11 protein-coding genes are annotated in these 12,347 nt (G+C 41.1%); all 11 read right to left on the bottom strand.

Annotated elements, in window-relative coordinates:
- Window positions 1–4: 4 nt before the first annotated feature.
- Window positions 5–1,411 carry a class I SAM-dependent methyltransferase gene (locus MTBPR1_RS07565; RefSeq protein WP_069186969.1) on the bottom strand — a complete coding sequence of 469 codons (1,407 nt, stop codon included), beginning with the start codon at window positions 1,409–1,411 and terminating at the stop codon, window positions 5–7.
- 77 nt (window positions 1,412–1,488) lie between these two features.
- Window positions 1,489–2,616, bottom strand: a complete 1,128-nt coding sequence (locus MTBPR1_RS07560; protein WP_126465103.1) for a glycosyltransferase — start codon at window positions 2,614–2,616, stop codon at window positions 1,489–1,491.
- 71 nt (window positions 2,617–2,687) lie between these two features.
- Window positions 2,688–3,602, bottom strand: coding sequence for an SDR family NAD(P)-dependent oxidoreductase (locus tag MTBPR1_RS07555; RefSeq protein WP_069186967.1), 915 nt, complete (start codon window positions 3,600–3,602; stop codon window positions 2,688–2,690).
- On the bottom strand, window positions 3,589–4,578 hold the full coding sequence (locus MTBPR1_RS07550) for an NAD(P)-binding domain-containing protein (protein ID WP_069186966.1): 990 nt from the start codon (window positions 4,576–4,578) through the stop codon (window positions 3,589–3,591). Before MTBPR1_RS07550 ends, MTBPR1_RS07555 begins: the two co-directional genes overlap by 14 nt.
- A gap of 2 nt (window positions 4,579–4,580) precedes the next feature.
- Window positions 4,581–5,258, bottom strand: a complete 678-nt coding sequence (locus MTBPR1_RS07545) for a WbqC family protein (protein WP_069186965.1) — start codon at window positions 5,256–5,258, stop codon at window positions 4,581–4,583.
- A gap of 2 nt (window positions 5,259–5,260) precedes the next feature.
- A complete protein-coding gene (locus tag MTBPR1_RS07540) occupies window positions 5,261–5,941 on the bottom strand; it encodes a PIG-L deacetylase family protein (protein ID WP_069186964.1) in 681 nt (226 codons plus the stop codon).
- 67 nt (window positions 5,942–6,008) lie between these two features.
- Complete coding sequence (locus MTBPR1_RS07535; RefSeq protein ID WP_069186963.1) at window positions 6,009–7,808, bottom strand: ABC transporter ATP-binding protein; 1,800 nt, start codon at window positions 7,806–7,808, stop codon at window positions 6,009–6,011.
- Window positions 7,809–7,822: 14 nt separating this feature from the next.
- The gene (locus MTBPR1_RS07530; RefSeq protein ID WP_126465101.1) at window positions 7,823–8,818 is read right to left on the bottom strand and encodes a glycosyltransferase; all 996 of its coding nucleotides are present in this window, start codon (window positions 8,816–8,818) and stop codon (window positions 7,823–7,825) included.
- 32 nt (window positions 8,819–8,850) lie between these two features.
- Window positions 8,851–10,296, bottom strand: coding sequence for a mannose-1-phosphate guanylyltransferase/mannose-6-phosphate isomerase (locus tag MTBPR1_RS07525; RefSeq protein ID WP_083222966.1), 1,446 nt, complete (start codon window positions 10,294–10,296; stop codon window positions 8,851–8,853).
- 4 nt (window positions 10,297–10,300) lie between these two features.
- On the bottom strand, window positions 10,301–11,368 hold the full coding sequence (gene gmd, locus MTBPR1_RS07520) for a GDP-mannose 4,6-dehydratase (protein ID WP_069186961.1): 1,068 nt from the start codon (window positions 11,366–11,368) through the stop codon (window positions 10,301–10,303).
- Between the two features lie 24 nt (window positions 11,369–11,392).
- Window positions 11,393–12,340, bottom strand: coding sequence for a GDP-L-fucose synthase (fcl, locus tag MTBPR1_RS07515; protein WP_069186960.1), 948 nt, complete (start codon window positions 12,338–12,340; stop codon window positions 11,393–11,395).
- Window positions 12,341–12,347 lie beyond the last annotated feature (7 nt).

Here is a 12,347-nt window from a genome sequence, read left to right as displayed (position 1 = left end):
AGTCCTATTTTTTAATGAGTTCAATCATGTAACGGTTTCGATCACCTAAACCGACATCGCTATTGGCAATAAATCTGGGGAAGATTTCTTCAAAATAGGATTTTAGCCCTTCGACATTGTCGAAAGACCATCTGGATGTCTCAATCCATTCTTCTCCAACAGGTTTGAGGCCGCGTTCAGTCAAACGACATTCCATAATGATGCGATTGCAATTGTTTGCAACCTTTTTGGCATTGGCCTCCACATTTTGAGTATGATGAAGGACAGAGAATAGAATAATGGTATCAAATGTATTGGGAATATCCCGGTTATCTAGATCAAGGAAATCAAACTGTGCTGTTTTGCCCATAATATTTGCAATAAAGCCATTAAGGGTAATGATATCAGGGTCCATATCGACACCAGTGACACTACATCCTAAGTCTGCAAGGTGAAATGAAAGTAAACCGGCATTACAGCCAATATCGAGAACTCTTTCATTTTTTTGCCATGTGAGTTTACTGAGTAGTTCGACGCGCTCATCAAGGCTTCGTACACCTTCGCTATAAACAAGAGGGTGATTAATAGTGTGATAGACACCGTCACTTGTGCGTGTTGTTTTTTGTTTTTGCAGCAAGCTTGTGTGTAGCAGATTAAAGGAACCTTCTTTAAACATCTTTGAGAACGTTTTGCGGGCTTTAAATGTCGTAAATTGGCGCAGGAAATTATCTTTATCAAATTGTTTACGTTCCTCAGCATCAGCCCATTGCATAAAATCATTCATGGGCATTTGGCTGGTTTTATCATCGAGCATGAGGGCTTGATCATAATCTACGATATAACAGATGCTTTTATCAGCATCGTATCTAAGGTTTCTAGGCTTAAAGTCCCCGCAATAGACACCAAGGCTTTTTTGTTCAATCAAGGACAGAACAGCATCACCAAAAGGAATTTCTTTGGCGCTGGGGAGATAATCTAAAATGAGATAAGGAAACTCGTTGGCTTCTTTTTCTGCAACAAGCTGTTTTGCGTCACCTTCTAAAGCCTGAAGAAGGTCTTCCTTAGTAAGCATGCCATGGTCATGCATTTTTGGGCAGCTGATACAGTTTTGATCATTAAGGTGCTGAATCACTTTAATTTCATCATGCATGGTGATACGGCGAAGCGGGTGCATATCAATGCCGATTTTTATCAGTTTTTTACCGTCTTTGGAAAGGCCAACCATAGCCAGTTTCCAATGGGTTGGTGTGAGGGCATGAAATTCATCACCAGTCTTTACAGTCAGTGACGAAGAATTTTCTTTGCTCGTTGAAAATGCATCATCAATATGAAAATCACAGGGGATTTTTATTTGTTTTGGTAAATGATTACTTTTATCTGAAGGGGCAGCACCGAAAATCTTTTGTTTAAGTGCTGATACGATATTTTTCATAAATAAAACCCGTGTGCTCAATATGACTTTGATTGAAGCACTTATAGCCTTTTCTCAAATAGAAGAAAACGACCTTTTTATTCTGCGAGCTTTTCTATGTCACACAGGACATTTGCAAGTGCAATTGACCAGCTTTTGGTAAATGAAGCTTGAGAGAAATCTTGAGACTTGAGAAGGGTTGCAGAAACTTTTTGTGCATACTCTTTGTCAGATAGTTTGCTGTATTGTCCTACGATTTCAATAATATCATCTGTTAAGGTCATCATGTCGCTCGTTAAGTAGCGGCCTGTTGATGAAATATCCACACCAGATTCATGAGGTACAATTGGTACAAGGCCAGAACACATACAAGTAGTTACAGAAGTACAAACACCTTCAGAGGCGACAGGTGCGATGACATAGGAACATTGTGAAACAAAACGATTATATTTTTCATCACCAATGGTTAAAAAACCTTCATAGGAGATATTATCTGCATTTTGAATGCGTGTACCATATAAGTACCAGAATGTTTTATCACTATGTGGTCCTGCAATGATCAGGTTGCAATCGGGCAGGTTTTCAAAGGCTTCTACAAGTAAGTCCATGCCCTTAGCAATGAAGCCATTGCCTGCAAAAGCTAGAAAAGTATTTCGTTTCCGTTTCCTTATAAAACTCGTTTCATAAAGCGCTTTGGGACTTGATGAGGGACTGACCCAGTATATTGGTAACTTATAAGAAGAATATGTCGAGCTTGAATACCCATTGTCATCTAAAACAATGATGGCATCGCTGATTTTCATGCAGCTATTAATATCTACTTTATCCATGACTCGCATGGCAGACACATCATTTCCAGTTCTTTGACCTGCAAAATCATACCTTTGTAGGGTTCTTTCATTTGCATGTAGGGGTTCTGGCCCTAATGCATAAAACACCTTTGTTGCACGGGGTGTTAGCTTGGCGTAAGTCGGATAAAGCTTGCCAGAATTTCCAGAGGCATTACTAATGAGAAGGTCATAGTCGTCTTTGGGCATCCAGTTTGTGTTGGTGCGATCAACAATATCAACCCTGAAGCCGAATTTATTAAGAATCCTAACTAGCTCGGAGCTTTCCCATAAAAAAGTATGTCTGTAATCTTTTTGTAAATGGGGCTGGAACGTTGAATCGAGTGTATAGTGCAATAGCGCTTTTTTAGTTAGGTGCGCTGGTCCAATATCTTGCATGACAACACGACCTGATGCCCGCATTTGGCGTAACTTTAAACTGGACAGTTTACGTTTGAAGAAATTAAGCATTAAAGGCCCATAAGCTCAGATAGCTCTTGGTCGTCAAAGTAGCTTGCATTTTCAGTAGAGAACATATCTGGTGGTGTATCATTGATTTGGTCTGGACGAATGACATAGAAATCACCATCGTCATGGCAAAAACGAACCTCGTTATCACTGACCAGTTCTTCATGAACTTTTTCACCGGGGAAAAGGCCCATGATTTCAAATTCTGTACGCTTGGTAATCAGGCGCAAAATATCATAGATACGCGCAGCCTTCATTTTCTTGATACGTGTTTCACCGCTTTTGGCATTTTCTAAACCTTCAATCACGGTCAAGGCTGCATCATTCACTGTAAAGAAGAAACGTGCCACATCAGGGTGTGTCAGTTTAACCTCAGTTGTCGGGTTTGCTTTCCATGTACTGATCAAGGAACCCGTTGAGTCGATCATATTGCCAAAGCGTGCACAGCTGAAAATACATTCAGATGTTCTGGCAGCCTCATGAACCAATTGTTCCATGATGTATTTACTACAACCGTAAACATTTGATGGGGAAGCAGCCTTATCCGTACTCACGCCTACAGCTTTTGTTACACTGGGCGTTTCCTTGACTGCTTGAAGGAAATTCATGGTGCCAATGATGTTATTCATCACACATTGTGCTGCTTGGGCCTCGCACATGATCAGGTCTTTCATGGCAGCGGCGTGAATGGCAATATCGCAACCATATAAGGCGCTTTTAAGGGATTGAATATCACGTACATCCCCAATTCTATACTGTATAGGGAGCCCTTTAAGATCTTGGCTCATATCAAACTGGCGTTCTTCATTACGGGAATAGACAATGATTTCATTGTTGTTTTGTGCCAAGACATTTGCAAGTTCACGGCCCAATGAACCTGTGCCACCTGTAATGAGAATTTTGCTATTTGAGATCATATTCTTTCACTTTTTCCCGATATGGACGAGCCTCTCGCTCGTTTAGAATGTCACCTTTGCCATCACATACACCAATAATACGCGAAGGGCTATGAAGATCATCAACTAAAACATCACCTTTTTGACCAATTAGGCCCGGTGAAATAAGCGATACACCATTTTCTAAGGTTTTGCGACCAAGTTTATTTAACATAAGCTGGGCTTGTTCCCAATGTTCAATAAATCCAGCATAACCTGCATTGGGACTTAAACATAAAAGAGTGAGGTTTTTATCATTTGCTTTTTTGATAGCCTCTGTTGTTAAGGTCCCATTACCTACATCAATGAGGGTTGCCTTTGGGTGGAGGTTCTCAACAGATTCAGGGCTAATATAAGCAATGCCCGGTGTGCAACCTAGCAATAATAAGCTGTTTTGAGCCGCTTCTTCTTGTGTTAAGGCACTCTTGATTGAGCCATTACCACGTAAAATCAGGCCAAGGCTTTCAGCAATTTTCTCTGTTTTAGGAAAATCGCGACCAAATAAGGCAACATGCGCACCGCGCTCAGCAAGTTTAAGCGCGATCTTTGCGCCAATATTACCAGCTCCAATGATGGAGACCTTCTGGTCTTCAATCTCTGGAAGAGAAAGTGAAACCCACATATCCAACGCATCTACAGTAATATCATTTGGTTTATAGGATAGGACAGGGCTGTATTTGATGAGTTTTTGGGCCGCTTTTAAAAGGTCATTGATTTCATTTTTATATTCACAATCAATGAGAAAGGCATCAATGAAAGGATCAAAGGTTTCAATGGTTGTAGCTAATTGATCAAGAGAGGCAAAAATGAAATTTGCAGCAAGGGTGGTGGATGTTTCTCTAAATGAGCCGACATAGAAATCGGGGTTATTAACATTTGCTGTTGTTGAGAGGCAGACGAGTTTCTTTTTAGGTGATTTCTTAAGCTGTTCTGCAATATCGTTTATGGCAGGCTGCATATTTAAAGACCGATAATTTCTCTGGAGTCAGGGCCGCAATTCATAATGAGATCAAGTGTTGATAGGCCTGGCTCGAAATTGCGTGCTTCATAAACAGGTGGTTTGAATGAATGAAAAACAATATCGACCTTTACCTGAGCGAATTTTTCAAGCTCCATATAAGAGGCACCATCAGGTCCAGATATGTAGGTATCCGCGTTTAAGGCCTGACAAATGCTCAGCAATAAATCTGTACTATTTCCATGGGTTTCTAGATCAGAAGCAAACACTAGGGGTGTTTCTATGAGCAAGATATTTTTGAAAAACTCGATTAATCGAACATTGAGTTGCCAGATGAAATCATATTCAGTTGTGAGAATATTTTCCAGCTCGGGCCAGTATTCCTTAAAATAGGGGTGTTTTGCATAAGCCCCACGAATACGCCCAATGTATTTTTTTTGCCATTTTTGAGAGTTCTGGATGGTTGTCTCACGGATTGTAGAAGAGATATGTCCCTTCATATTTACAGGCACACTCAGCCAAAGAACGTTACCCGCACGATCAATGATACGATTACGGTTTTGCCAGTTGTTTTTCTTAAACTGGACATTATCAAGCAAAACATATTGGTCTGCTTGAGCCATTTTATGGAAATATCCGCTCCATGGCATATGTTCAGGCTGGTGAATGGTTATTTTCATTTTCAAATAACTCGGATATATGTCTGAAAGGCTTCAGCATAAAGTGAGCGACATTCAATACCTCTATATCGGCCCCAAACAGCAATGCCTTCGCGCGAGAGGTAATTTTTACTTTCGCGGATTTGGCTGGGGAAGAATTTTTGGAACGTATCCAGTTTTCTATTCATTTCTTCTTCACTGAGAGCGCAATAGGTAGAGGGCTTAAAATCAGTTGAAGGGCCAATGGAATGCACATATGTTGGGTTTTCCATAATGAGCATTTCGTTGGGGCAATGGCGTGCTGTTGGGCGTGTGGCCGCAATGACAGCTTCATATACGATCGTATGGTCATGATGGAAAGATGGACCTTGCATGATGAGAATTTCAGGTTCAACTTTTGAGATGACTTTTTCGAACTGAGCAACCACGTCTCGTTTTGGAATGAGGTCCATTTTTGCATCAGCATCAAAAGGAATAATGTCGTTACGATGCCAAATACCGCCTAAATATTGAATGTAGGCTTCATATTCTTTTAGGCGCTCATCTCTGGTCAGGTCACCACAGTGATGCATATGGATATCGGAGACAGTGGCAAGAATGAAATGTAATTCATATTCGTCTTTATATTTTTCAAGATAGCCTAGGCAGCTGATGGCTGAATCATCGCTGTGGGCTTCGATAACCAATAGTTTATTTTTGGACATATGCGATCACTTGTCGTTTCTTTATGAACTGTTGGCAACTTTAATCACCACAGAAGGCTTAGACAACTTAATTTACCGAATTTTCTTCTGTCTTTTTGAAGAAGTCGGGTCGAGCTTTGCTTAACTCTTCATAGGTACCGACTGTATCGATTTTTCCTTTTTTCAGGAAAATGATTTTATCACAATCTTTTAAAGTGTTTAATCGATGAGCAATGACGACAATTGTTTTATCGCCCTTAAGATTATTAATCGCGCCGCTGATTTCACGCTCTGTGGTATTATCAAGCGCAGAGGTGGCCTCATCCAGAATAAGCATGTTGCGGTTTTGATAAAGGGCTCTGGCAATGCCTAGGCGTTGGGCCTGTCCACCAGAAAGGCGTGAACCATGCTCCCCCAATGACGTATTTAGCCCTTCTGGCATATCTTTAAGCACGGGTCCTAAAGCAACTTTTTCCAAAGCCTCTATAACATTTTGATCATCAATATCTTGATCTTCAACACCAAAGGCGACATTGCGTCGAACACTGTCATCAGAAATGAAGACAGCTTGAGGAACATAGGCAAGGTTTAACTGCCAGGCCCGAATTTGGTCTGAAATTGCCTTATCATCAATAAGGATTTCTCCCTGTGAAGGGGTTAATAAACCACATAGAATATTAATTAATGTGGTTTTTCCTGAACCGGTCTCACCTGCAACACCAATAAGTTCACCTTTTTTGATCTCAAAATTCAGATCTTGTAGAATGCTTTCATTTGAGTCAGCAAAAGTAAAAGTAACATCTTGGAATGAGACTTTTTCACTAAATGGCATGGCGTCAGTAATTTGGGCAACATTTTGTGGAGCTTGATTAAGCGGAACCGAGAGGTCTTTGTGGATATTGCCCATACTTGAGCGAAATTCATGCAAGGTATTAACCCCGACAAGAATGCGGTTTAGCATGGGTACTAAGCGCATGAAGGCAGCCCCCATCAAACCTAATGTCGCAAAAATGGATGATGATGTTTCATTGGTTGTCAGCAGATAGAAAAGGGCTGATACCACACAAGTGACCATAACTGATTCTGCAATCAGATAAGGAAGGCGGTTTAGAACCTGACTGACAATCCAGTATTTCGATACACGCTCTTGAATACCGAGGAAGTGCTTAACCAAATAGTTTTCAGAGCCGGATATTTTCGTTTCTTTAATGGATTTAAAGCTCTCTTGTAGACAAAAAAGCAGATCATCACTAGCTTGAAGAGAATGGTTTCCCGCATCGCCCAATTTTTTCGAATAGAGCTTATATTGTAGGAAAAATAACGGGACCAGAATAAAGGCTGATACAAGTACGATGACGGGCTGGGCAACCGTTAAAACAACCACAACCATAAGGGCGACCATACTGTCTGCACTCAAATTGATGATGGCGGATGCAACAAGGCTGTAAACACCACGGGCTTGGCGCGTGATGTTGTTGACCATTTCTGAGCTGTTGCGCTTGATAAACTGATTAAAAGGCAGATAAAGGTAATATTCGTAGATATTACGGCTGATCCGCTCGGCCCCTGCGGCAATAAACTTTAATTGAATATAATGGAAGCTAACCATATAGAGGTTTTTAAAGATAATAACGCCGGCAAAACTTAAACAGACAAAATAGATAAAATGTTTCTCTTCACTAAATCCGAGAAAATTAAAAACCCATTGCAACAGTTTATAGTCATGAATAACGCTGCTATCGGCAACCACACCGATAAGAGGAAGTACTAAGGCAATGCCGATGGCTTCTAAAAAGGAATTAATAACCGTAAGAACAAACAGGCCAGCATATCCCCATTTGCGTTGTTTATTCTCAAGAGTGAGAAGTTCTTTAAAAATGGTCAACATAGCTTTGGCGGCTTTTAAAGGGTTTTAAGGAAGTCTACGAATTGGTAGTTTAATTTTGGGATCGCAAAGCGCTCACAATATTCTTCATGCATAGCTTGAGCAATTCTGTTTCTTTTTTCAGCTGAGGTTGCGAGTTTTTTGAGAGCTTGATACCAAGCTCCGGATGTACTTGCTAGATAGCCAGTATGTTCATCTTTAATGAGCTGACCCGTAGAGGGGAGTGTGCCGGTTACGATGGGAATACCAGTTTGCATGAAGAAAAAGAGACGCCCTGGATTTGCTGTGCATTTATATCGAACAAGCATGTCATTGCTGGCTTCATTAAATTTACCACGGTAAAATTTTGTTTTAATGTTGTTTAATAAGGTAATTTTGGAAGGAATATAATTGGGTACAATTCCAATATCTATCTTTGCAAGAAAATCACATATTTCCTCTTCGTTATATTGAACGGGTGTGAATTTCACATGTGATTCACAAATAGGTTTTGATAGTTTTCCTAGATTTCTTATATTATAGAAAGCACGAATTTCTATTGGTATCTCATGCCCCAATTTGTTTATAGCGTCACTAATCATAGGTTGCATAATTTGCAAATTTACCTTATTTCCATGATAACCAATACATATCTTATTTTTCTTTTGATGGATGCGAGAAAAATTGGGAATTTCTGTATAAATTGGATAAATAAAAATATTAGGTATTACATCAGCGTAATAATCTTTCATTTCCCACCCATTTGCGACAATAAAATCAGCATGTGAAATTATTTTTTTACTGGTTCCTGGTCTAGGGTCTACAATACCTATTTTTGCTTCAGGATTTTGTTTTTTAAGTTTCTTAATTTGCTTTGCATCATATCCCATTATTAGAATGATATTACTAAATGGAACAGGTTCTTTTTGAAAGTAAAAGGAAATTCCCTTTATTCTTGTCAGTTGTTGAAAGTTTGGAAGGTTCAATACTGTTGAGAGCCTGTCGGCCGAAGATGAAATAAACGTAATGTTCACGTTTGAAACTCCGATAAGGATATGACGTCAAATTATGAATTTGCTCGCCCGTAGTGATCATCAATCCGCACGATGTCATCTTCACTTAAATAACTACCGCTTTGGATTTCGATCAATCGCAAAGGTGTGGTCCCTGAGTTGGTGAGCTTATGTATCGCACCAAGGGGAATAAAGATAGACTCGTTTTCATGTACAGTCAGTTCTTCATCACCGCGAAGAACTTCTGCTGTGCCTTCAACAACGACCCAATGTTCAGCACGGTGATGATGATATTGGGTAGAAAGGGCTGACTTTGGTGAAACTTCTATTTCTTTCACCAGATATTGTCCGCCTTTAGCCAAGGTTCGGTAATGACCCCAAGGGCGATAAACCGTTTGATGAAAAAGATGTTCTTCACGTTTGGCTGTTGCAAGCTCATTAACGATTTTCTTGACCTCTTGTGACTTGCCACGCTCAGCAACCAGTACTGCGTCTCCTGTATTGACAATGACCATATTGTCGACACCAAGCACAGAGGTTAAAACGCCTTTCTCACTATGGATGTAGGAACCAGACGTATCTTTCAAAATGACATCGCCAATGGTCACATTCTCGTTTTCATCTTTTGAGTGCCAATCCCATAATGCATTCCATGAACCGATATCACTCCATTCTTTAAATTGGACGGGAAGAGTGACGACTTTGTCGGTTTTTTCCATAATGGCATAATCTATGGAGTCTGAGGGGCAGTTCTCATAAGCGGCTTTATCTAGTCGAAGGAAATCAAGGTCCGGGCAGGCTTTATTTAATGCGTCTTTACAAGAAGACAGTATTTCGGGGGCATGTTTTTCTAATTCAGCAATTAGAGAATTGGCTGAGAAAAGGAAAATACCACTATTCCAGAAGTAGTTACCGTCTTTTACAAAGGCTTTTGCCCGTTCTATATCCGGCTTTTCCGTGAAGCGTTTGACTTTTAGGGTTGAAAGAACTTCTGTCGTCGTATCTGCTTCAATATATCCATAGCCTGTTTCAGGGTGTGTTGGATGGATACCAAAGGTGACAATATGTCCTGACATGGCCGCATCATAGCCATTATGGATTGTTTTTTGGAAATTCTCGATATCAGGAATGACATGGTCAGAAGGGAGCAGTAAAACGCAGGCATCCTCTTTGTCAGTTTTTTTTAAGGCCTGTAGTGCTGCAATAGCTGCGGCTGGGGCGGTATTACGCCCTAAGGGTTCTAAGACCAAATCCTGATAGGAAATTTCAGCTTGTTGGAACATGCTGGCAATAAGAAAACGGTGATCTTCATTACAAATAATGATGGGGTCGCTAAAGCCATTGCCTTGTACACGTTTTGCCGTTCCAATGATGAGCGCATCATCACCACACAAAGTTAAGAGTTGTTTTGGATATTGGGATCGTGAAAGGGGCCATAAACGCTGACCACTTCCTCCACTGAGCAAAACAGTTTGAATCTCTTTTGTGTTATGTGTCATTAAATTAACTGCTGCGATCTTTACGATTGGTTTCAAGCTCGATTTTTTTCATATCTGCTTGAACCATTTCCGTTACCAGGTCTTGGAATTTTGTTGTTGCTTCCCAGCCGAGTTTTTCTTTGGCTTTTGTGGCATCCCCAAGAAGAAGTTCGACTTCTGTTGGGCGGAAATAACGTGGATCAATGGCAATGAGTTCTTTACCCGTTTCAGCATCAAGTCCGATTTCGTCTACCCCGTCGCCTTTCCACTCAATGGTATGGCCGACAGCGTCAAAGGCATGCTCAACAAATGTACGCACACTGTTGGTTTCACCCGTTGCCAGTACAAAATCATCGGCCTCATCATGTTGGAGAATACGCCACATGCCTTCAACATAATCACGGGCATGACCCCAATCACGTTTAGCATCAAGGTTCCCAAGGTAAAGTTTATCCTGCATGCCTTTATGAATGGCACAAACGGCTCTGGAAATTTTACGCGTCACAAAAGTTTCACCACGAATTGGACTTTCATGGTTAAACAGAATGCCGTTTGAGGCAAACATATCATAGGCTTCACGATAGTTTACTGTGATCCAGTAGGCATAGAGCTTAGCCGCTGCATAAGGGGAGCGCGGATAAAAAGGTGTTGTTTCTTTTTGAGGCGTTTCTTGGACCTTACCGTATAGTTCAGACGTGGAGGCCTGATAAAAACGGGTTGTTTTTTCCAAGCCGAGAATACGGATGGCCTCAAGCAGGCGCAAGGTGCCAATGGCATCTGCATTTGCTGTATATTCAGCAGTTTCAAAACTAACCTGTACGTGGCTTTGGGCCGCCAGGTTATAAATTTCAGTGGGTTGAACTTCTTGGACAATGCGAATCAAGTTTGTTGAATCCGTCATATCCCCATAGATCATGCGAAATTTTGGGTCTTTTTCATGAGGGTCTACATAAAGGTGATCAACACGCTCCGTATTAAAGGACGAAGAACGGCGTTTAACACCCCAGACGCTATAGCCCTTTGCCAGCAGGAGTTCTGCCAGATATGCGCCATCTTGGCCTGTGACGCCGGTAATCAGTGCTCTTTTTTCCATTACATATTCCTTTTGATTACGGGCTTATACAGCGCGCAGATGGTCAATATTATCGCAGAACCATTGATAATATATTTCCAAGCCTTGGCGTAGCTCTGTTTTTGCGCTCCAGCCAATTTCTGTCAATTTATCGACATTCATGACTTTGCGCATCATACCATCGGGCTTTGATGTATCAAAAACAAGCTCGCCTTTATAACCCACGGTCTCTTTAATTAACCCTGCAAACTCGCCAATGGAGATATCTTTGCCCGTGCCGACATTGACATGGGCGTGGTCTGAGTAACTTTCAGCTATAAAAACACAGGCATCTGCGAGATCATCGACAAAGAGAAACTCACGCGTTGGCGTTCCTGTACCCCAAACGGTTACATCCGGTAAGTTCGTCTTCTTGGCATCATGAAAGCGAGCCAGCAGCGCAGCAGGTACGTGACTGTTTTGTGGATGGAAATTATCGCCAATGCCATAGAGGTTTGTTGGCATGGCAGAGATGAAATCACAATTATGTTCAAGGCGATAGGCTTGACATAGTTTAATACCAGCTGTTTTTGCCATGGCATACCATTCGTTTGTTGGCTCAAACGGTCCGGTAAGTAAGGCACTTTCTGCCATTGGCTGTGGGGCTTTTGTTGGATAAATGCAAGAAGACCCAAGAAAGACAAGTTTTTCAACACCGACTTGATAAGCACTATGAATGATGTTGCATTCAATCATCAGGTTTTCATAAATAAATGAAGCCGGATACGTGCTGTTTGCATGGATCCCGCCAACTTTTGCAGCCGCAAGAAAGACTAAATCCGGTTTGTTTTTTTCCATCCAGCTATAGACTTGAGCCTGATTGGTTAAATCTACTTCACTGCGTTCAACAGTGAGTATGTCGCACTCTTCTTTCTCAAGGCGCCTGACAAGGGCAGAACCAACCATGCCTTTGTGACCAGCAATCCAGACTTTTTTATTTTTAAGTGAAAACATTTTTAAA

Origin of the sequence: Candidatus Terasakiella magnetica, from assembly GCF_900093605.1 — a bacterium.
GTDB lineage: Bacteria > Pseudomonadota > Alphaproteobacteria > Rhodospirillales > Terasakiellaceae > Terasakiella > Terasakiella magnetica.
The sequence above is the reverse complement of the archived record's forward strand: the minus strand, read 5'-3'. Positions and strand labels throughout refer to the sequence as shown.